This is a genomic window from Phormidium sp. CCY1219 (genome assembly GCF_055795085.1).
Genome location: NZ_JAYFEQ010000777.1, coordinates 1 through 21,829 on the forward strand (window position 1 = coordinate 1; position 21,829 = coordinate 21,829).

Here is a 21,829-nt window from a genome sequence, read left to right on the forward strand (position 1 = left end):
TTTTACCTGATGTGAATTCCCTTTGTCAAGCACTCCATCGAAAAAATTTGCGGCTGAATATTGACAGAGACTCAGGATAAAGACTGTGGGGTGGGGAATGCCCACCCGACGAATTAAATCGGCGCGAAGTCAGGGTTTATTTCGCGCCGACGACTTCTTGAGGAACCGAAGCGGGTTCGTAGAGGTATTCAAACCAATTGCCATCCGGGTCTTTACCGTAAAAAGAAGCCGTTCCATCGCGATGTTCGTGGATATCGCGCACATCAACCTTTTGGGCTTTTAATTGCTGGTAAGCCGATTCCATTTCGGCGCGATCGCTGAAGACAAAGCCAAAATGAGGACCGGCTTGTTTGTAGCTGGGAGTCAACAGGGCTAAACCATCGCCGCCTGCTTTCAGATAGGCCCAGTCCGGATCCTTCCAGACCACCTCCATGCCCAAGTTTTGGTAAAAATTAACCGCGCGATCGAGGTTTTCAACGCAAATTGCCACGTGACCGATTCGTTTGAGCTTCATCTCGATTAAAATAGCATTATCCTTCTTCTTTATTATGATATTGGCAATCATGTAGAGCGATCGCCGTTCTGCTGGATTGTGGTTTTAGGGGACAACCCATATGTTATTCCATCCCGCCAACTTACCTTACTGGATTTTACTCGGGGTTGGGATCTCCTTATTCCTGCTGGTGATTGTCACTGGGGGCGGAGAGGATGATTTCGATTTCGATTCCGATATGGATCTCGATGTAGATGCCGATGCCAATGGCGCACTGGATAATTTCGGTCCGATGCAAATTTTATCATTGCTCGGTCTCGGGCGGGTACCTCTAATTCTGTTAATTGCCATTGACTTGAGTTTGTGGGGATTAACCGGATGGACCTTGAACGCGATATTCGGCGTTCCGGGGGGGTGGTTAGCCAGTGCAGTATTTATCGGTTCTTTGGCGATCGCCCTAGTGGGAGGGCGAGTGCTCTCACAACCTGTGGGCTATCTGTTTGCCTCATTTAGTGAAGATACCAGTCGCGATCGCTTAATCGGTTGTATTGGTACCGTCACCTCCGCCACCATCGAAAGTAAGAAACTCGGCCAAATTGACGTTTTAGATAACAATCGCAACCTCGTCACCGTGACTGCTGCATTGCCCGAGTGGGCCACGGTCATTCCCCAGCGCGGCGACAAAGCGATCGTCATCGATCGCACCGACGAGTGTTACATTGTCATTGCGGATCGGAGTGTAGATTGCGATCGGTGGTTGGGGGAATTTTCGCGAGACCGATAAACTGTCATTCCTTCCCTGGGGAGGAGTCGAGAGGAAACGCCAGTTTTCTCGCACGTATAGACCACAAGCCTTGGTAAATTATCCGTACAATATGGGGGTAATCTCATGTTATTTTGGCTAACGCTTCTCGAAACCCTACCGCGTCTTGACCTGCAAGACAGCGCCAGATTAGAACCAGCCTGCGAGGTGGCATTTGCAGAAGAGAACTCCGCCAACACATCACCTGCTTATTCTACTGCGATCGCGCAACTTCAGCCCGCCCAAACCAATCTGGTGGAAAGCGTCTCCAACAACTCTGCATTTATCGTTGTTTTTTGGATTGTTTTTGGATTAATTGCGTTCGGTGCCATTCTAGCATTAATTCGCAAATTCTATAAAATCACTCCCACCAACGAAGCCTTTGTAATTACCGGGTTATTTAGCAAAAAGAAAAGCGTCGTTCTCAATGGCGGCTGCATGATTATTCCCGGATTTCAGGAATACACCCGAGTCCCCCTGAAAGAAATCTCAATTGATGTAGAACGCACCGGCAAACTAGCCGTTCGCACCCAAGATTACCTGCGGGCGGATATGAAAGTGACATTTTTCGTCTGCATTAATGCTTCAGAAGACGATATTTTTACCGCCGCCGCGCGCTTGTCCAACGAGGGGCAAATCCAGATAGAAAACATCAAAAAAGCCCTAGAAAATCGCGCCGATGATGCGATTCGGGCGGCGGCGAAGACCAAAGCCCTGGCAGAAATCGATTCCGATAAATTGGGATTCGCGCAAGAAGTGCTAAATTTAATCGGCCCGGACTTGAAAAAAGTGGGATTAACGTTAAATAGCATTGCAATTTCCGAAATTGGCGAAAGCGACACCTATACCAATGACTTTTTCGACGCCCAAGGGGTGCGCCTGCGAACCGAAACCATCCAAAAGTCGATTAAGCAAAAGCGCGAAGTCGAACTGACCACTCAAATTGAAATCGAACAAAAAGAGGTTGAAGCAGAGAAGATATCCCGGCAAATTGCCAATGATAACGAACGGGATAAGTTAGAGCGACAATTGGCGATTGAAGCCGAACGCGCCCAACGAGAGCGGGAAATTCAAGAAGCGAAAGACCGCGAAATGGCAGCTATCGAACGGAGTAAGATTTTACAGGAGAAAGCGGTTGAAGAGGAAAAGATTAAAAACAAATTGGCCGTGCAACAAAGCCAAATTGAAGCGGATATTGCGTTAGAAGAGCGCAATAAGCACTTGAAAGTAGCGCAAGCGGTACAACAACAAGAAGCCGAAATGGCGGAAATCAATCGTCAAAAAGGCGTGCAGCAAAGTCAAATCGAAGCTGATATTGAGTTAGAAGAACAGCGCAAGCGGTTTCGGGTGGCACAAGCGCTGCAACAACAAGACGCAGAAATTGCAGAAGTGCAGCGTCAGCAGCAGGTAGACTCGGCGCGATTGCAGTCTCAGGTAGAGGTTGCGGAATCGGAACGATCGGCGCGGATCGCACAAGAAGACGCGGCGATCGCGATCGCGAACAAAGAACGGGAACGATCGCTAGCCGAAGCGCAACGGGTAAAAGCGGAAGCCGATGTCGCAACAGCAAAAGCGATCGCCGAAGCGCAGCGCCAACAACAATTGGCCGAAATCGACGCCGAACGAGAAGCACAACAGCATAAAATTGGCGAGCAAAATGTGGTAGAAATCGAAGCCTATCGCCGTCGGCGACAAGCAGAAGCCGCACAACAAGCCGCCGAAATGGAAGCCGAATCGATTCGCACTTTAGCCGAGGCAAATCGCGAAAAAGCGCTTGTAGAAGCGGAAGGATTGCGCGAGAAAATTGCCGCCGAAAATGCGATTAGCGATGCGAAATTGAAAGCGGAAGTGATTCAGGCGATCGCCCCCATGTTGGTGGATAAACTCCCCGCCATTCTGCAAGCCCTAGCACCGCAACCGGGGGTTTTAGGCGACCCGAAAGTGTATTTATTCCCCGGAAGTAATGGCAGTAACGACATGGGAGAATTCAATAAAATTCTGCTTTCGACCAGTGGTTTGTCGCTGATTAATGCATTTTTGGAAGAGGGGAAATTAGAAAAAGTTCTCGGTTTAATGGGGAATTTTATTGGCAAGAATGACAGCACTGGCAATAGTGGAGAAAAGTCCGACAGTGAAGCAATGCCAAAACCACCCAAATCACCAGCGACTCCCGCGCGATCGAGCGAACCGATACCCCCTGGAAGCACCTCGGCGATTCAACAGGTTCGCAAACCCGGTTCGGGGGAAAATAATGTGTCGTAATCTCAGCAGTGCGATCGACCCGTTGCGGTTGGATTGAACTGGGTAAATTTGTTTGGGGACAGGATGGTTTTCCTGTCCCTAAAATTATGGCATTTTGCCCAGGAGTGATTGTGCTATGCGTGATTTGATGTTTTCTCCATAGCCGATCGAAGTCGGCGATAGCGATTCCTTCAGACTTATCTCTTATCTCCTTCTGGCGGCGCGCTTGTTAATTTGGCGAAAATTATACAAGCCAAACGCCACCCAAAACACCAGCAAGACGGCGGTGAGGATAAAAACTGGAAGCGGACCGAACTGATAAATCAACGGAGGAGCGGCTGCAGTGAATAAACCGCCGCCGACGATCGGTTCGAAAAACAACTGTTTGTAGGCAAAACTCTCGAAGGCACCGGAATGATTGTCCGGGTCTACCATGCGAATCAGCAAAATGCCGGTTGCCGTTACCCCCATCGATTGTCCCATGTCACCAATGCCCCGTTCGAACCAATATGAGGGAAGAATCCGAGGTGCGAGGAATAGAAACGCGGCGATATTCCAGGTAATGCCAACCACAGATAACAGCAAAAATGGCACGAGGTTCGCGCCGAGAACGGTGAGAGAGATGCTCGCCAGGGCGGTGACAATGGTGACATCCAGAGCCACACCCGCGATGCGATTGGTCAAGGTGCGATCGATGAGCAAGCCGAGACCCAAGCGCACCATCCCCACCTGCACGATCAGCCCGCCAATCAGTGCCATTGGGAATAACGGCACATAGCTCATCACCTCGATGCCGCCTCGACCCCAGGTTATGGATTCGATAAAAATCAGCGCTTGCAGGATCGACCAGCCGATCGCGATCGCCAATCCCACAAAGCCGAGATTGAGAGATAGGGGATCGATCAGTAAGTCGCGCAGCAATATGCTTCTGGCTCTGCGAATATCCGGATGTTCGATGTGAGTCGGTTCGAGATTTTCCTCGATTTCTTCTTGAACGTTGACCTTGACATAACCTTTGCGGCGACCCCAATCGGCGAGCAGAGTGCCGGCGACAACGCCGGATACAATACCCACGGTAGCTAAACCGAGTGCCAGGTCTGCACCCGCCGGAAAGCCTAATTCTGCAAAGGTATCGCCCATGCCGGCGGCGGTACCATGTCCCCCTTCAAAGGCGATTTCGATCAGCGCGCCGGCAATCGGGTCGAGACCGAACAAGGGGGTGAGAACCAGCATGGCAAGTAACAATCCCAGTACATATTGTCCCCAAGCCAGACTTTGCCCGAAGGCGACTTGGGGTGCGGCTTTGCGCCAAATTTCCCGGGGTCTGGGAATGGTTTCGCCGAGGAAAAGTGCGGCAAAGACGACGTTGATAAAAATGCCGGGAGACTGCGCCCAAACTTGGCGGATTTGTTCGGGAAATAAGCCAGAGGCAAAGGGGGAATTCGGGCCGGCAATCGCGGTGGCGATCGCGCCCAATGCACCCGGACCGAGTAACAAAGCTAACAGGCCCGCTACAATCGAACTGGGCAAATACAACGCTTTCAACACCGATATGTTTTGTCGAATTAAACGCCCCAGTAAAATGAAAAGCCCGATGATAATAAAGGCAAAAAACGCATCAAATAGTTGAATCATGGCATAATTTCGATAGGTGGTAAATGAAGTGGCTCAAACTCCTTGGGGTTAAAGAGCGGTTTAAGCCGTTCTATTGTAATCGATAGTTTCGGTTCTGACAAGAACTACAGGTTTTGCGCCCCGAGCCAAAGAAATAGCCCGCTGGTGCGGGCGGGTCAGGGAAATACTTCAATATGTTGTAATTCTGGGGGTGATTTCGGTCAAAAATCAACCCCACCGAAAGGGTCGATCGCGCCTTGATTTGCCGTAGGTTCTGCGGGTGCGCCTTGGCGCAGTCCCACGGCAATTTTGCTGTGTTTTTCTATCTGACGCATCACTTCTCGGGCGCGTTGAATAACCGGGGCGGGCAATCCCGCCAGACGCCCCGCTTCAATTCCATAGGAGCGATCGGCTCCACCGGGATGAACTTGGTGCAAAAATACGATGCGATCGGGGAATTCTTTCACGGTAACTTGATAGTTTGCCACATTGGGAAGCACTGAGGCCAATTCGTTGAGTTCGTGGTAATGGGTGGCGAAAATCGTTCTGGCTTGAATCTCAGTAGCGATATATTCGGCGACGGACCACGCAATGGAAAGGCCATCAAAAGTGGCAGTTCCGCGCCCGATTTCATCTAAGAGAACCAGGGAATGAGAGGTGGCATGGTTGAGGATATTGGCGGTTTCGTTCATTTCTACCATAAAGGTGGATTGACCGGTGGCTAAATCATCCACTGCGCCGACGCGGGTAAAAATGCGATCGCAAATGCCTAAAGTGGCCGAAGTTGCGGGTACGAAACTGCCGATTTGTGCCATTAATTGAATCAATCCGACTTGTCGCAAATAGCAACTCTTGCCACTGGCATTCGGACCGGTTAAAATAATTAAATCAGGAGCGGGGCGATCGCCGGTTTGCGAACTGTAGAATCCTCCCAATCCGGTAGAATTAGGCACGAAGAAACCCACGGGCAAGGATTGTTCTACCACCGGATGACGTCCTTGCAGAATGCCAATCTCTCGTCCTTGCACGATGTGCGGGCGACAGTAGCCGAGATCCGTGGCAATCTCGGCTAAGCCGCACAATACATCGGCGGCGGCTACCGCTTTGGCCACCTGACGAATCGTTCCTGCATGTTCCCCGACTTGCGATCGCAGGTGGGCGAAAATTTCGTATTCCAATTTATTCAGGTCATCTTGTGCGGTGAGAATCCGCGATTCCCGTTCTTTCAGTTCCGGGGTGATATAGCGTTCTTCATTGGTGAGAGTTTGGCGGCGGACGTAATCTTCCGGGGCTTGGTCGCTTTTTGACTTGGAGATACTGATATAATAGCCGAAGGTTTTGTTATAGCCAACCTTCAAATTGGAGATACCGGTGCGATCGCGTTCCTGCAGTTCCAGATTGGCAAGCCACTGGCGATCGCCTTCCACTTGCGATCGCATCTCGTCCAGGCGCGCATCCACCTTGGGGCGAATCAATCCTCCCTCGTTGAGATGCAGGGGCGGCGATTCTACCAAGTAAGCTTTCAGATGGTTGGCCAGTTCCGTGAGTTTCGGTGGCACTTTCTGCAAAGCTTTGATATAGGGAGAAGTGCCTTGGGCGGCTAATTGAGTCATTTCGGATAATTTCAGTAGGGAATCCGCCAAAGCGACTAAATCCCGCGCGCTTGCGGTTCCCGAACCGGCGCGCCCGGTCAATCGTTCCAGATCGTATATTTCGCGCAACAGCTTTTGTAGGTCTTCGCGCAGTTCGCTATTATCTATCAATTCGGCGATCGTATCTTGTCGCGCTTGGATGCCTTTGATTTGCAGCAGGGGTTGCAGCAACCAGCGACGCAGCGCTCTCCCACCCATTGCGGTTCTCGTGCGATCGAGCGCCCACAGCAGAGAACCGCTAAAGGTGTTATCGCGCACGGTTTGGGTGATTTCCAGGTTGCGCCTGGTTTGGCGATCGAGAATCAGATAGTCCGAGGGGATATAGGTGCGAACCGGTTGCAGGGGCAGGGGAGTTTCTTTTTGCGTGTCTTCTAAGTATTCTAGCAATCCCCCTGCAGCGCGCACGGCGAGGGGAAGATGTTCGCACCCCAAGCCTTCCAAACTGTGGAGTTTGAAGTATAGCAAAAGCCGCTCGCGAGCTTCGGATTGGGTGAAGGGTTTTTGCGATCGCAATGAATAGCAAAATGCCGAGGGCAGACATTCCGGTAGGTGTTGCGATTTCTCTCCGGGTCTGAGCAACATGCCAATATCCGGAGCATTGGTGGGAAACAGCACCTCGGAGGGTTGCAGGCGCATGAGTTCTTGGTGCAGTTGTTCGAGATCTTCGGCTTGGGTAGTGAAAAATTCTCCGGTAGAAATATCGGCATAGGCTAATCCCCAATGATTGCGGGCAATCACCACAGCGGCTAAAAAGTTATTGTTGCGCGCCGGCAGCATTCCTTCTTCTAGCACCGTACCGGGGGTGATGACCCGGGTCACTTCTCGGCGCACTAAGCCTTTTGCTTCTGCAGCGGATTCCACTTGATCGCACACCGCGATCGCATAGCCTTTTTCTACTAACTGCATCGCATAGCGTTCTAGGGCGTGATGCGGTACCCCCGTCATCGGTACCCGTCCGATTTCCCCGCCATGCTTGCTCGTTAGCACAAGTTCCAGTTCCCGCGCTACGGCGATCGCATCTTGAAAAAAGGTCTCAAAAAAATCTCCCACTCGATACAGCAGCAAGGCATGAGGATATTTATCTTTTACTTCTGCGTAATGCCGATACATTGCCGAGAGTTGGTTGCGATCGATTTCGCGATAATCGGCATTGCGAATATTGGGTTGGCTCGTTCTAACGCCAGTGGCGTCGGGTGGGGTAGATGCAGGGGAATATGATGTCATGGATTCCAGTGGTAGATATAGGGGTCAAGCAGTTCATCTAAAATAATAAATCCCTACCCTCCCGGATTACCTAAAAAATTGCTGAAATCTTCACTTTTGGCATTTTTCTTGACAAAATACTCCATCTGTGATAATTAAACTCCCCCGCGTCATCTTCATCCCTTCGGGGTAGAGGACCTCGGGCGAAATTCCTCTCAACCGGACCCTACAAACCCCCAGCAAAACCCCACCCTCCCTCGGTCAAAACACCTCCAGAATTCAGCCTTTTTCCTCCGCCTGACATCCGCCGATTACCCTTAAGGGTAGTTGGCTAAAACTCTGATGTGACTGAGCGCTGCCGATATCGTTATCGGGATATTATATCCGCCACCGTGACAAGAAATCACCGGACAATTGACGCGATCGGCCAAATCTAACACATATTCCGTTAATTCTTGAAATTCTCCATTCGACCAATTCGTGACCCCAGCACCGCAGTCGCGAACATGAGAATCATACCCGGAGAAAATCAAAATTAAATTCGGCTTCCAAGGCAATTTCTCTAAAGCAGAATAAAACACATCAATACTCTCTAAACCTTTATAAAAATTGCCGCTTAAGTTCACTTTTTCCAAAAAACTGGTTTCCAAATTTTCCGGGAAAATCGGAATATTACAGTGCCCCAATCGAGCAGCAACAGTTGTGGTGCCGAGGTTTAAATCAGATAATTTCGCCATGTACAAGTCCAGCCCATGATGAATGCTGATGCAATACACCCCCGGATCGTGACTAAATATCGACTGGGTGCCATCGCCGTGATGTAAATCCCAGTCTACAATCAGAATTTTTTCAAATCCTTGGGTTTGAGCATATTTCGCTGCGGCAGCTTGCGGATTGAGCAGACAATAACCATGTCCCCAATTTCGATAGGCGTGATGTCCGACTAAACTGAAACAGTAAGCGCGGTCTATGTGACCTTTTTTCATACAGTCGATCGCTTCCATGATGCCCCCTAAACTGTAGAGGTATCCGGGGATGCAATATTCTAATCCTTCGCATTCAAGGCTTAATTTAGGACTTGATAAATTGAATCGTTCTAGAGGTTTGTCGCGTCCCATCAGCAGCAGTTGCTTGAGATATTTTCGGCTATGAACCCTGAGATATTCACTGTAACGGGCTTTTCGCAAGGGCAAGGAGGGGTAATCCCGCAGGTGGGTTTCAAGTTGCTGGCGCACTTGGCTAAAATGAGGCAATGAATAGCGCCGGAAAAGAATCAAATGGGGGGATTTTGCAGTCAAACAAGTCTGCGGGTGAAGATAGGTGGCGAATCGGCTCATCATTGGGCAATCGGTGAAGAACAGTACAAACAAAATAAGTGAAGCGATCGCTTCGACTCGTCTAAGACTCCGCACCCTCAATCGTGACCCGCGAAGGGTCTGCTAAAGACAGCCCCAGGAGGCACTGCCCACTCTATTATTACCGCGTTTAGGGTAAAATGAGGTGGGAAAACAAAACCGTTACCTGTAATTTGCTTGTGGTGTTTGAATCCACGCCCAGGGGTTAACTCCTTTCACTTCATAAAAATTCTTGATGCTTTTTCTTTCTCGGCGACACAATCCCACTTCGGGAAGAAGACAGCCCCACACTGACCCCTTCCCCCTAACGGATCTCTCTCGGTGGAAAAATTTTCCCTATGATTTCAATAAACCGCGCTCGATAAACTGCAAGAAAATCTGCTGATGAGGACCCCCCAGGGGTCGAACTTCATCCGCTTTTTCCGAGTAGCGATCGCCGCGCCGAATGTCCTCCGGCGTCCATAATCCCATATCCCACCCTTCATTGAGCACTAACTCATCGAGACCCACCGTTAAGGGCGCGTGAAAAACATGACGCACCACTTCTGGGGTCTGATAAGAACCAAACTCCCACACCTGCGGCGGTAAATAACCAATTTCTTCTTGCAATTCCCGCTTGAGGGTCATTTCCGGGGTTTCTCCGGGTTCGAGATGTCCGCCAAACAATCCCCAATACCCCGGATAGACAATTCCGGGGATATTATCGCGCAGTTGGAGGAGAAACTGACCCTCGCGGTACAAGATAGCGAGGGCAACATGAACGACTTTCTCGCTCATCGGCTTTTTAAAATTTTTCATTATAGCAATCAGAAAGGTTCCGTGCAACATCTCTCCTGAGCTTATCATTTTCTCTGCTTCCCGTTGCTGGAGGTCATTTTATTGGAACCCTTCTTCAGAGAATTTTCTGCTTCGATGAAATTCATTTGTAAAAGTTACCTTGGCAGCATGGCGGGTTTTGAAAAATTAGTTATTTCCCAAAAACTTCTACCAGATTTTATATGTTAACGATAAATAAAACTTTTCAATATTCTCTTGTGAAATACAGTCCCGAAACCTAAAAAAAAACGCCGATCGCCCATATTATGCAATAGCCAGAGGTCGGCGATCGCCCGCACCATTCCTTACTTAATTTATCGTTCCGGATCGGCCTTTTTAACAAACGTACTATCCTACAAGCTCTCGAAAAAAGGTAATCAGCCGAGGTTTACCGTTTGGAATCTGAGGTGTTTCCCGATTCCATCCTTGGCTTTACCTTTTATTTAAAGGAACGAAATAAAGGGAAAATCTTCTCTTGTTTTCCAGGTTTTTCCAGTCCCCAGCTATCCGTTGACGTTCGAGTGGGAGGCATTAGAAAGCTTGAGGTGTGTCACAAGTGTTGAGTTATCCATTGGGTCTCAAATTAGCCGGATTCGCTAATTCGGAAATTTGCTTAAATTTTTGACTGACAAACCGCAATCTGTAGGTAAAAAATAGAGCGAATGGGGCAATGGAAATTGAGTGGATTGTAAAGATAGCGGTGGTTCAGGGGAGGCGAGGGAAGCTCGCTCTAACCGACCTGTCGTCTTATGGTTAGCCTCGTTTCTTCGTTCTACCGAAGAGTGAAGACAAACAAGCCCAATTATCGGGTAGATCGATGTCCTCTTTTGCAGGGCATTTTTGTCATACTTTCGAGAAAATTCAGGAAACTGGAGTGCTTTTTTTTGGCTAGTTTTTCTCCCAATTTCCGAATTGTATGATTTTCAATAGAAGGGGAAATGCTTGGAAATCTGCCATACATTTCCAGCTATTTAAAGGAGAAACTCTAACCCGAAACTAGAAAAGGAAGAAAAATGGTTAGAGTTTCAAAGTTCGATACCGCAAAAACAAGGGTTGGGCGAGAGAGGAGGTGATATTAAAAATTCTCCAAAACCCCACCAGTTTTGCCAGAACTCGTCGGTGAGTTTCCCCTAATTCGAGGGGAATTCAGGGCAGTAGAGAGCTGATGAAATGAGCGCTTGGCAAGCTCGATCAATGGTGGGAAATGGAGCGATCGGCGAGGGTAATTTATTGCCCATACTTGAATCAATCCGAGTAGGAGCAATTCACCAATCGATAAGATTAGCCATAACAATCGGGGGCGTCAATACCTTGTGTAGAGTGATTCGAGCGAGAAGAAAAACGTGACCCAAAAATTGAATTTCCCAGCATTAAATGCGCGCCAATTGAGAAAAAATCTCATCGTGAAAGGCTTAGTGCCGGCGCTTGTCGGTGCTTTTGTATTAGCAGCGCCTGCGGCGGAAGCGGCGAGACTAGACTCTTGGCGATTTGAAGCCAATCAAAACCGACTGTCATTTCGGACCATTGGCGGAGTCCAACCCACGGCGAAACTGATTTCCAACCCCACCCGGTTAGTGATCGATTTACCCGGAACCCGGTTAGGGCGGCGGACCGTGCGAGAGCGAATTGGCGGAACCGTGCGAGAAATTCGCCTGGGACAGTTTAATTCCCAAACCAGTCGAATTGTGGTAGAACTGGCCGAAGGATATACCTTGGATCCCGAGGCGATTGAATTTCAGGGCGTGGCACCGAACCAGTGGATCGTGCAATTACCTGCGCCGCAGCGGAAAGTGGAACCTGCGCCCCGGGATCCCGCGATCGCGGTGCCTTCAGTCACCGAAGCGAGTACCTTGCTGCAAGACATCGAGATAACCGATCGCGGATTTGTACTGCGAACTAGCGGGCAGAGTCCTCGCATCGACCTCAAACCCAGTCGCGATCGCACCTGGCTCACCCTAGACTTACCCGGAGTTAGCCTATCGCCGCAACTGAGCCAGGGAAATCTGTTTGCCGATCGCCTGGGCGTAGAACGAGTGCAAGTGATGCAACTCTCGGACGACCCACCATTTACCCGACTCATCTTCAATTTAAGCGATCGCCGACAACAGTGGCAGGCGCAGGTGAGCGATCGCGGCGCTGTGCTGCTGTGGCCCTCCGGAGAAACGCCCCCCGAACTCACCGCCGAGATGACGCAACTCGCCACCATCGAATCCATCGAAGTGGCCAATAACGGGAGTGAAGTGATTGTGAATAGCGATCGGCCCATTGCCTACAAAACCGAATGGGATCCCCAAACCCTCGCCTATCGCCTCACCCTATTTTCCGCGCAGCTCACCGATCGCGTAGAACAATTGCGCCCCGACACCGGATCCTCCATCTTGTGGGTGCGGCCCACCCAGGAAGACCCGCAAACCGTCAGCATCCTGGTGCAACCCGCTGCCGGGATCCAAGTCATAGGGGTAGAACAACCCAATCCCGAACAGGTGGCGATTCAACTGCAACCCCGTACCGTCGCCACAAAAGCCCCGGACAGCGCGCCGCGCACCGAACCGGACAAAATCCCGATTTCCGTACCGCCGCCGACGAATCCAGCGCCCCAACCGGCCCGGGCGAACAATCAGCGAATCGCGATCGTCATCGATCCTGGACATGGGGGACGCGATCCCGGCGCGATCGGGATTGGCGGTTTGCGCGAAAAGGATGTGGTCACTGATATCTCCCGACAAGTCGCCGCAATTCTCGAGCAAAATGGCGTAACGGCGATTATGACTCGCGAAGACGACCGAACCCTCAGTTTGGCAGCGCGAACCTCATTAGCCAATCGCGTGGATGCCGATTTATTCGTCAGCATTCACGCCAATGCAATTAGTATGTCCCGACCGGATGTCAATGGTTTGGAAACATTTTACTATCGCGCTGGGCGTAGCTTAGCCCAGTACATCCAAAACAGCATGTTGCAAACATTTGATGACATGCGAAACCGAGGCGTCCGACGGGCGCGGTTTTACGTGCTGCGCCATACTGACATGCCTGCGGTATTGGTCGAAACCGGGTTTTTGACCGGTCGCCATGACGTTCGCGTACTGGCGAATGCCCAAGATCGCGCCCGCATGGCGGAAGCGATCGCCCGGGGAATTTTACAGTATATTCGACAAAACCCCTAGATGGAACTCAAAAAATTCTGGCGATCGCGCAAAAAATCCCAGCAAACCGATTGAATGGGAAGATTGAGGAAAAAAGTCGCTTTTTCTATCCCCTAAACCCTATGTTATACTTGGCCTCGGTCAAACCTTTTCGGGATGGGTGCTGCTACATTTGTAAAGACATAAAATTCCCTGCTTCAATGACGGCAAAAGTGACGAACGCATTGAACCGTGCAATTGTTGAGAGGGTAAAGAGGGAGCGATAACTCGTCCGTGTAGTCGGTAAGCAAAACATGAAACATCACACCCAAGCATTAGAGTCGCAAATTCGTGACAAAAGTCCAAGCAAAAAAAGTCAGCTCCCGCAGTGGATCTTGCCCGGGGTTCTCGGCGCATTTCTGCTAACGGCTCCTCCGGCGGAAGCTGCCCGACTGCAGTCTTGGCAGTTTGAAGCGAATCAAAATCGACTGTCGTTTAGAACCATTGGGGGAGTTCAACCCAGAGCGCAACTACTGTTCAACCCCACGCGGTTGGTGATTGACTTGCCCGGTACCACCCTGGGGCGTCAAACCGTTAGCGAATCGGTGGGCGGACCGATTCGCGAAATTCGCATCGGGCAGTTTAATTCTCAAACCAGTCGCATTGTGGTGGAACTGGCGGAGGGCTACACCCTGGATCCACAAAAAGTGCAGTTTCGGGGACTCGCGGCTAACCAGTGGACCGTGCAATTACCGAACCCGGAACCGGAAGTGAACAGACGCTCAGGGGTTTCCGCCTCGGCAGGATCCAACACCACCAGCGCTGCGGTAACTGGCGCGCAAACGGTCCTGCAAGACATACAGGTGGAAGATGAAGGGGTCATCTTTCATACCCGAGGGGAACAGCCAAAAGTCGAACTCAGACCGAGCAGCGATCGCTCTTGGGTTGCCCTAGATCTCGAAGGCGTCACCCTCTCGCCCCAAGTGCAACGACGAATCATGCAAATCGATCGCTGGGGAGTAGAAAGGCTCGAAATTTCTCAAGCCTCCGACTCGCCGCCCTTAACCCGGGCGATCCTGATCTTGAACGATCGCGATCGCAATTTGCAAGCCCAAGTCGGTCCTCGCGGTGAGGTAATCGTTTGGCCCGAAGGGGAAAAACCCCCCACAGCCAATGCCGCTCCTGTTAGCGGTTTAGCCACCATCAACTCCATCGAACTGGGTGCCAATGGCTCGGAAGTGGTCGTCAACGGCGATCGCCCCCTCAACTACACCACCGAATGGGACCGCGAAACCCTCGCCTATCGCGTCACTATTTTTTCCGCTCAGCTCGGCGATAGCGTTCGCAGAATTCGCCCCGATCGCGGCTCTTCCGTCTTATGGGTTCGCTCCACCCAAGAAGACCCGGAAACCGTGGTGGTGCTCGTTCAACCTGCCGCTGGCGTCCAAGTTGCCGGTGTGGCTCAATCCAGTGCCGAACGAATCTCGGTGAAATTGCAAGCCGGAGAGATGGCCAGTGTCTCTTCAGATGTCGTGCCGATTTCCGTCCCGGATACGACTCCTTCGACCACTATGCCACCTGCTCCTAATACTCCTACACCGGAAATCCCGGCGATTCCCGATGGCCGCATGGTAATTGTTATCGATCCGGGTCATGGCGGCTCAGACCCCGGCGCTGTGGGGATTGGCGGGTTACAAGAAAAACAGGTGGTCCTGGATATTTCCCATCAGGTGTCCCGGATTTTGGAAGAAAACGGCATCGGGGTAATTATGACCCGCCAAGATGACCGCACCATCGACCTGTCCCCCCGCACCTCCCTCGCCAATCGCGTCGATGCTAATTTATTCGTCAGCATCCACGCCAATGCTGTGGCGGGAAGACGCCCCGAGGTAAATGGGTTGGAAACCTATTACTATCAAAGCGGTCGGACGATGGCTCAGTATATCCAAAACAGCATGTTGCAAAGCTTCGACATGCCCAACCGAGGCGTGAAGCGAGCAAGGTTCTACGTGCTGCGCCATACCCGCATGCCGGCGGTTTTGGTAGAAGTGGGTTTCGTCACCGGCAATCAAGATTCTCGGATTTTGGCCGATGCCGCCCAACGCACTCGCATGGCAGAGGCGATCGCCCGAGGAATCTTGGAGTACGTCCGCGCCACTCGCTAACGCCCACCCAGGCGAATTGATTCCGGAGGGGCCAGAGCCAACATCACCGACTCCACCCGCCCCTCCCATCCCGAAATTCAAAATTCAAACTTGAGAAAAATCCGATTCTAAAACTTTTAAATTGCATAATTTTATTTCGGATGGTATGGATAATTGCCTACCATCATATATTGTTGTAAATTAATAAATTCGTAGGGTTTGTACCGCCGATAATGCCCAAAATACTGTGTGGCTTGCGATTTATCCAGGGTCTAGGAAAGGTAAATTGACGGCCAGGAGGGCAAATAATTGACAGAATAACTTGCAAATTAAATGTGTTGGATGTCAGGGATTCTCGGTTCTGATTTTCAGCCGACTCTAGGGAAGCTGGTTCCATCCTCCGCAAGACATGCGCCCTGTATGGTTCCCAATGCCTGCCCCAGAGCGGTTTAAACTTGTGGTAAAGGCTACAATTTCATAAAATATTGATAAAAGTTTCCACATCAAGAATAGGGAGAACACAGAATGGCTGTTGCCCAGCCAGATATCGATCTTGCATCCTTTATCGACCACGCCTTGCTCGTACCCACCGCCACCCCAGAACAGGTAGCGCTGTGTTGCGAACAAGCCGATCGCTTTCATTTTGCCTCAGTGTGCATCTCGCCGGTGTATGTCCGCCAAGCGGCAAATCTGCTCCAGGGAAAGCAACCGAAAGTTTGCACCGTGATTGGATTTCCCACGGGAGCCACCACCCCGGAGGCGAAGCTTTACGAAGCAGCAGAAGCGGTAGAAAATGGAGCCACGGAACTGGATGTGGTCATTAACCTCGGCGGATTGAAAGCCGGTAATAGCAATCAAGTGCATCGGGAAATCGCCGAAATCTGCGAACAAACCGGCCAACTGGTGAAAGCGATTATCGAGACCAACTTGTTAACCGACGCCGAAAAACAACTCGCGGCAGAGATTTGTATGGATGCGGGGGTCGCCTATCTCAAAACCTGCACCGGCTTTTATGGAGGAGCCAAAGTTGCCGACGTGAAGCTGTTAAAAGAGATTGTGCGCGGCAGAATGGGGATTAAAGCATCCGGAGGGATTCGCAGTGCCGAACAAGCGATCGATTTAATCGTTGCGGGAGCCACCCGGTTGGGCACCTCTCGCGGTCCGGAGTTAGTAGGCTTGTCCCCCATCTGTGCAGGGGGAGAGCGTGAAGAAAGTTAACCGGGTGTAGGGTGGGCCAACGCCCATCCCAGCCGATACTCAGAAGGGTGAGGCCCGGATTGCCTCAGCCCGATCGCGGCTATCAGCACCCGTTTTCATAACCGATCGCCGAGCCACTATGAATCGAACCTATAAAGCCATTGGCATCAATCTGAAAAGCATTCCCTTCGGGGAAGCAGACCGACTGGTAACGATTTTGACCCGGGAATTTGGGTTAATTCAAGCCGTCGCACCGGGAGTTCGCAAGCCCAAATCGAAGCTAGGGGGGCGCAGCGGATTGTTTGTGGTGAACGAACTGCTCCTGAACAAAGGGCGATCGCTCGATCGCATCACCCAAGCCAATACCCTCGAATCTCATGCCGGTCTGAGTCGAGACCTGGGCAAACTAGCGGCTGCTCAGTATCTCGCAGAATTAGTCATTTGTCAAGCCCTCAGGGAGCAACCGCAAGACGAGCTATTTATCTTGCTCGGGGAGCATTTAAAGCGGATCGAGGGATGGAAGGCGATCGGCGATCGGCCCTCGGGATCGGGAATTTTGCCCCTTTTAACCCACGGTATCTATCATTTACTCGCCGTGGGGGGGATTGCGCCACAAGTCCATGCCTGCTGCATTACCAAACAACCCCTGCAACCCGATTTCACCTCCCAAACCTGGCGAGTCGGGTTTAGTGTGAGCGCCGGTGGCACCGTAAGTTTACCCCACAGCGATCGCCTCACCCCAGCAGCCAAGGGCAAAAACTTACCCCAGATAGAAGCGCGTCAGCTCGCGATCGACCGACAATTAAATGCAGTGGAGTTAGAGATCCTCCAACAATTGAGCGCCCCCGAACTGCCCCAACAAGGAACCAGCAGTCATTTTCCCAGCCAACTGAGAGACCAGCGGCCATCTCTTGATAAAGTGTGGATATCCGTGGAACGGTTATTGCGTCACTATGCCCAGTATCACTATGGCCGCTCGATTCGTTCCGCCCAGCTCATCGAGACTTATATGAATGCATCAGCGATGAGTCCCTACGAAACGCGAACGCCCACGTTGTAACCGTTCGCATTCAGCCGATTTTACCAAACAGCATAATGCCATTATCCGAGAGTCATTTAGAAACCCACCTTGACAATGCGAATTCCAGCCGAAAGCGTCGCACCCTATCTGCAAACCCGAGGCCAAATCCCAGCGGAATCCGACGAGCGATTTGCGATGGCGCGCAAGTCCCCCTAGAAACTACAGCAGAAGCGGGGGAAACCGCAACTCCTGCCAGTATCAGGGCAACCCCAGAAGACAAGAACCCCACCGCCGCCCACAACGGCAACGGTGCCCACCCCACCGGGGAAACCCCCCAGCCCCCGGAGGAGCCAAAACCGGAGCGGGGGTTTATACCCGTCTTGAAAAACCGCAACTTCCTCGCCTTATGGAGCGGTCAAGTCTTCTCCCAGTTAGCCGATAAAGTGTACTTGGTGCTGATGATTGCCATCATTGCCAGTCGCTTTCAGGCAGAAGGGCAGACCATCAGCGGCTGGGTCTCCGGGATTATGGTCGCCTTTACCATTCCCGCCGTGTTGTTGGGGTCCTTAGCGGGAGCGCTGACCGATCGCTGGTCGAAAAAGGGCGTCCTGGTGGCCACCAATCTGCTGCGCGGGGCCTTCGTCTTAGTCCTGCCCCTGCTGCTGTTTGCCGCCGAGGGATTGAAGCTCGGACCGTTGCCCTTAGGTTTCGAGCTGATGCTGGTGATTACCCTCTTGGTGTCTACCCTGACCCAGTTTTTCGCCCCAGCAGAACAAGCGGCGATCCCCTTGATTGTAGAGCGACGGCTGTTGCTACCGGCTAACTCCCTTTATACCACCACCATGATGGCCTCGGTGATTATTGGATTTGCTGTAGGAGAGCCACTGCTTGCCTTAGCAGATACCGCCTTCGACCGACTGGGCAGCGGGATCGGCTACGGAAAAGAACTGATTGTCGGCGGCAGCTATTGCCTCGCCGGATTGCTCCTGTTATTGATGAGAACCCACGAAACTCCAGACCCAGACCGGGAATATCCCCATGTGTTTGAAGATATTCGCGAAGGTCTGCGCTACCTGGGCCAACACCGCCGAGTTCGCAGCGCTTTAATTCAGCTAGTGATTTTATTCTCGATTTTTGCCGCTTTGGCAGTATTGGCGGTGCGTCTGGCAGAGGTGATTCCGACCATTACTACGGATCAATTTGGCTTCTTGCTGGCGGCGGCGGGAGTCGGCATGGGCGCAGGGGCGGCAATCCTGGGTCATTTCGGTCACGGCGTTCCCCATCGGCAATTGAGTATTGTGGGATCTATTGGGATGTCCGCCTCTCTGGCGATTCTCTCCGCCTTTACCGAACAACTGTGGGTCGCCTTGGTGGTGATTACCCTATTGGGTCTGTTTGCGGCAATGGTGGGGGTACCGATGCAAACCACCATCCAAGCCGAAACGCCAGAAGAAATGCGCGGTAAGGTGTTTGGGCTGCAAAATAATGCGATTAATATTGCGTTGAGTTTGCCGTTGGCATTGGCTGGGGTGGCGGAAGCATTTTTTGGCTTGCGGGTGGTAATTTTAAGCTTGGCGGCGATCGCGGTAGCAGGCGGGGTCTTAAGCTGGTATATTTCCCGTACAGAACCACCTAAATTAACGAAAGTGCCGAAATAAGGTGGTTCGCGATCGGCACTAAGCGTTTAGTAATTGGCTCAATCGGCTGGGATGAGTGGCGAGTTGGTTTCGCGCTCATCGCGCTTGCGCCTTGATTGCGCGATCGGCTTTCTGTTAATCCCAAACCTATTACCCCCAACACCCGAATGCACATCGCTTGGCTTGGAAAAAAAACTCCCTTTTGCGGAAATGTTACTTACTCTCGCGAGGTTACGAATGCACTGTTAGACCGAGGGCATCAGGTCAGCTTTTTTCATTTTGCTCAAGAAGCGACCCAAGAAACGCAAACGTTGGTTTCTAAGTGGGAGCCACATTCTCCCCTCAATGGTGGGAATGGCTGGTCGATTGGCGGCTGCGAAGTGTCTTTGCCTTGTCTTTATAAGTCTACGATTTACACGATTCCGACGTTGAAATCGCGCAAGGTTTTGACTCAGGCGTTGCGAGAGTTGCAGCCAGATTTGGTTCATGCATCTTTGACCCTCTCGCCGTTGGATTTCGTGCTGCCCGAGATTTGCGAAGAGTTGGATTTGCCCTTGGTGGCGACGTTTCATCCGCCGTTTGCTTACGCAACAGCGCGGCGATCGGGTCGCCAACACCTGCAACATCTTACCTATCAACTGTACGCCCCTTTTCTGCTTCACTATGACAAGACGATCGTGTTTTCTCAGATGCAGCGGGAGGTGTTGGGGAAACTGGGGGTCCCGCCGGGGAAAGTGGCGGTGATTCCTAATGGGGTGGACGTGCAGAAGTATTCGCCGGGGTATTCTCAGGTGAAGTACGAGTTAAAGGCACAGCGGTTGTTTGTCTATCAAGGTCGCATCGCAATGGAAAAAAATGTGGAAGCTTTGCTCAAAGCGTGGAAGCAGTGTGACCTGGGTGCGGATTGCAAGTTGGCAATTGTCGGTGACGGTCCGTTGGCTCCTTCTTTGCAGGTGTATGCGGGTTCGGAAGATAATGTTTTGTGGTTGGGATATGTGGCGAATGAGCAACAGCGGATCGAAATTCTGCGCGGCGCTGATGTGTTTATTTTGCCTTCTTTGGTGGAGGGATTGTCTCTGTCTCTTTTAGAGGCAATGGCCTGTGGGTTGGCTTGCATTGCTACAGATGTAGGTGCGGATGGTGAGGTGCTATCGAATGGGGCGGGGGTGGTGTTGAATTCTCAAGGGGTAACGACGCAGTTGAAGACTCTGTTGCCCCTGTTTCGAGACCAACCGGAGTTGATCCCAGTGCTGGGACAAAAGGCGCGTCAGCGGGTTCTCGATCGCTATACCCTGAGCGGCAATATCACTCAGTTAGAGAACTTGTATGCAGAAATATTAAAAGCGCGATTGGGGCAAGTGAGTCGGTGGAGATAGAGGCGATCGCAATGGGTTAACATATAACTGAGTGGTTTGGAACTCTTGTCAGGCGATTTGCTACCCTAATAAAATGCTACGATTGTTACCCTAGGGGATAACATTGTTTGCCGAGGGCACTTGCGCGGTTGCCCCTCCATACCCCCGCGAGTTGCAGGGGTATGGAAGGGTAGAGTAAAGGAGTGCTATGCCGTCGCCACACCCGGTGCGGTTTGCCACTCCAAGGTATCGCCAATGGTTTCGCCGTTGTGATAGGCGGCGAGAATTACCTCACAGGTTTTGCCCCAAGCGATCGCGCCAGTGGCATCGATGCCGATCGCCCCCAAATCGCGCTGATTGCGCTCCGACTCGGCAAAGGAGCGCTCGAATGCCGTGGCTAACGATAACCCATCGGTGACTCGCACAACGATCCGCGCCGCCAAACATTCATCGATAATATCTTCCCCAATACCAGTACAGCTAATTCCCGCCTTAGCATTGGCGTAATTTCCCGCAGGCATTGCCGAATCGCTCACCCGCCCGATGCGCTCGAACCCCTTGCCCCCGGTAGAGGTCCCCGCCGCAATCGCCCCGGTGGAATCCAGTGCCACCACGCCAATCGTACCACTACCGGCAGGTTCTGCCACCACATCCGCCATCGTGCGCGAAAAATTCTCCTTGCGCTCATCCATCCACTCCTGCAAGCGCTTGTCCGTGAGCGGATTGTAAATTGGTAACTGCAATTCGCGCAACAATTCCGCCGCACCATAGTCCGACAGCACGCGATCGCGACAGCTTTGCAAGAATTTGGCTAGATTAATGGGATTTTTCACCCGAGACACATTGATTGCGCCGCTAAATTTTTGCGCGGTGCCATCCATTAACGAAGCACTCATCCGGATTTGCCCATCGGATTGCAGCACCGAACCGGTGCCGGCATTAAAACGCGGATCGTCCTCGAGGAGCTGGCACCCGCGCACCACCGCCTCACTCGCCGAAGCTCCTTCCTGCAAGAGGGCGTAAACTTCCTCAATAATTTTGTGCAGGGATTGGCGCAGCGCCACCAAACCGCCTTTCCCTTTCAAAGAACTCCCGGCTCCACCGTGGATAATTAGCTTGGGTTGTACCTGCCCGGTTGACATCAATTAAACCTCGCGCCTGCTGTCGTTTGCTTCGC

Annotated in this window: 14 protein-coding genes; 8 read left to right on the forward strand and 6 right to left on the reverse strand. The window is 51.7% G+C overall.

Translation table 11 applies throughout. From position 1 onward, the window contains the following. Positions 1 to 136: 136 nt before the first annotated feature. The gene (locus tag AC0QH1_RS23485) at positions 137 to 514 is read right to left on the reverse strand and encodes a VOC family protein (RefSeq protein ID WP_324633847.1); all 378 of its coding nucleotides are present in this window, start codon (positions 512 to 514) and stop codon (positions 137 to 139) included. Between the two features lie 100 nt (positions 515 to 614). Here AC0QH1_RS23485 and AC0QH1_RS23490 point away from each other — a divergent pair, with 100 nt between their 5' ends. Together AC0QH1_RS23490 and AC0QH1_RS23495 are read left to right on the forward strand one after the other, a co-directional pair. Continuing rightward, complete coding sequence (locus AC0QH1_RS23490; protein WP_324633802.1) at positions 615 to 1,277, forward strand: DUF1449 domain-containing protein; 663 nt, start codon at positions 615 to 617, stop codon at positions 1,275 to 1,277. 105 nt (positions 1,278 to 1,382) lie between these two features. Then, a complete protein-coding gene (locus AC0QH1_RS23495; protein WP_324633803.1) occupies positions 1,383 to 3,557 on the forward strand; it encodes an SPFH domain-containing protein in 2,175 nt (724 codons plus the stop codon). 183 nt (positions 3,558 to 3,740) lie between these two features. On the opposite strand, the gene AC0QH1_RS23500 is transcribed toward AC0QH1_RS23495, so the two are convergent. From AC0QH1_RS23500 to AC0QH1_RS23515, 4 genes are all read right to left on the reverse strand, one after another. Further along, on the reverse strand, positions 3,741 to 5,171 hold the full coding sequence (locus AC0QH1_RS23500; RefSeq protein WP_324633804.1) for a sodium/glutamate symporter: 1,431 nt from the start codon (positions 5,169 to 5,171) through the stop codon (positions 3,741 to 3,743). 200 nt (positions 5,172 to 5,371) lie between these two features. After that, entirely contained in the window at positions 5,372 to 8,026 is a 2,655-nt protein-coding gene (mutS, locus tag AC0QH1_RS23505) for a DNA mismatch repair protein MutS (protein ID WP_324633805.1), read from the reverse strand. 296 nt (positions 8,027 to 8,322) lie between these two features. Next, positions 8,323 to 9,345 (reverse strand): histone deacetylase family protein, encoded by a 1,023-nt coding sequence (locus AC0QH1_RS23510; RefSeq protein ID WP_324633806.1) that lies wholly within the window; start codon positions 9,343 to 9,345, stop codon positions 8,323 to 8,325. A gap of 351 nt (positions 9,346 to 9,696) precedes the next feature. Continuing rightward, positions 9,697 to 10,137, reverse strand: coding sequence for an NUDIX hydrolase (locus AC0QH1_RS23515; RefSeq protein WP_324633849.1), 441 nt, complete (start codon positions 10,135 to 10,137; stop codon positions 9,697 to 9,699). A gap of 1,382 nt (positions 10,138 to 11,519) precedes the next feature. Here AC0QH1_RS23515 and AC0QH1_RS23520 point away from each other — a divergent pair. The 6 genes from AC0QH1_RS23520 to AC0QH1_RS23545 all read left to right on the forward strand — a co-directional run bounded on the left by AC0QH1_RS23520 (position 11,520) and on the right by AC0QH1_RS23545 (position 20,673). After that, positions 11,520 to 13,340 (forward strand): N-acetylmuramoyl-L-alanine amidase, encoded by a 1,821-nt coding sequence (locus AC0QH1_RS23520; RefSeq protein ID WP_324633807.1) that lies wholly within the window; start codon positions 11,520 to 11,522, stop codon positions 13,338 to 13,340. Positions 13,341 to 13,612: 272 nt separating this feature from the next. Then, positions 13,613 to 15,463, forward strand: a complete 1,851-nt coding sequence (locus AC0QH1_RS23525) for an N-acetylmuramoyl-L-alanine amidase (RefSeq protein WP_324633808.1) — start codon at positions 13,613 to 13,615, stop codon at positions 15,461 to 15,463. Positions 15,464 to 15,967: 504 nt separating this feature from the next. Next, positions 15,968 to 16,660, forward strand: a complete 693-nt coding sequence (gene deoC, locus AC0QH1_RS23530; protein ID WP_324633809.1) for a deoxyribose-phosphate aldolase — start codon at positions 15,968 to 15,970, stop codon at positions 16,658 to 16,660. 118 nt (positions 16,661 to 16,778) lie between these two features. Then, positions 16,779 to 17,699, forward strand: a complete 921-nt coding sequence (recO, locus tag AC0QH1_RS23535) for a DNA repair protein RecO (protein WP_324633811.1) — start codon at positions 16,779 to 16,781, stop codon at positions 17,697 to 17,699. A gap of 35 nt (positions 17,700 to 17,734) precedes the next feature. After that, entirely contained in the window at positions 17,735 to 19,318 is a 1,584-nt protein-coding gene (locus AC0QH1_RS23540) for an MFS transporter (RefSeq protein ID WP_324633812.1), read from the forward strand. A gap of 146 nt (positions 19,319 to 19,464) precedes the next feature. Continuing rightward, the gene (locus tag AC0QH1_RS23545; RefSeq protein WP_324633813.1) at positions 19,465 to 20,673 is read left to right on the forward strand and encodes a glycosyltransferase family 4 protein; all 1,209 of its coding nucleotides are present in this window, start codon (positions 19,465 to 19,467) and stop codon (positions 20,671 to 20,673) included. A 185-nt stretch (positions 20,674 to 20,858) separates the two neighbouring features. Here the strand turns inward: AC0QH1_RS23545 and AC0QH1_RS23550 are convergent, their stop codons facing one another. Then, on the reverse strand, positions 20,859 to 21,794 hold the full coding sequence (locus AC0QH1_RS23550) for an isoaspartyl peptidase/L-asparaginase (RefSeq protein WP_324633814.1): 936 nt from the start codon (positions 21,792 to 21,794) through the stop codon (positions 20,859 to 20,861). Positions 21,795 to 21,829 lie beyond the last annotated feature (35 nt).

Coding starts and splice junctions, on each gene's coding strand:
- deoC (WP_324633809.1), top strand. CDS start 15,968: ATGGCTGTTGCCCAGCCAGATATCGATCTTGCATCCTTTATCGACCAC.
- AC0QH1_RS23495 (WP_324633803.1), top strand. CDS start 1,383: ATGTTATTTTGGCTAACGCTTCTCGAAACCCTACCGCGTCTTGACCTG.
- recO (WP_324633811.1), top strand. CDS start 16,779: ATGAATCGAACCTATAAAGCCATTGGCATCAATCTGAAAAGCATTCCC.
- AC0QH1_RS23540 (WP_324633812.1), top strand. CDS start 17,735: ATGCCATTATCCGAGAGTCATTTAGAAACCCACCTTGACAATGCGAAT.
- AC0QH1_RS23545 (WP_324633813.1), top strand. CDS start 19,465: ATGCACATCGCTTGGCTTGGAAAAAAAACTCCCTTTTGCGGAAATGTT.
- AC0QH1_RS23515 (WP_324633849.1), bottom strand. CDS start 10,137: ATGAGCGAGAAAGTCGTTCATGTTGCCCTCGCTATCTTGTACCGCGAG.
- AC0QH1_RS23525 (WP_324633808.1), top strand. CDS start 13,613: ATGAAACATCACACCCAAGCATTAGAGTCGCAAATTCGTGACAAAAGT.
- AC0QH1_RS23550 (WP_324633814.1), bottom strand. CDS start 21,794: ATGTCAACCGGGCAGGTACAACCCAAGCTAATTATCCACGGTGGAGCC.
- AC0QH1_RS23500 (WP_324633804.1), bottom strand. CDS start 5,171: ATGATTCAACTATTTGATGCGTTTTTTGCCTTTATTATCATCGGGCTT.
- AC0QH1_RS23485 (WP_324633847.1), bottom strand. CDS start 514: ATGAAGCTCAAACGAATCGGTCACGTGGCAATTTGCGTTGAAAACCTC.
- AC0QH1_RS23510 (WP_324633806.1), bottom strand. CDS start 9,345: ATGATGAGCCGATTCGCCACCTATCTTCACCCGCAGACTTGTTTGACT.
- mutS (WP_324633805.1), bottom strand. CDS start 8,026: ATGACATCATATTCCCCTGCATCTACCCCACCCGACGCCACTGGCGTT.
- AC0QH1_RS23490 (WP_324633802.1), top strand. CDS start 615: ATGTTATTCCATCCCGCCAACTTACCTTACTGGATTTTACTCGGGGTT.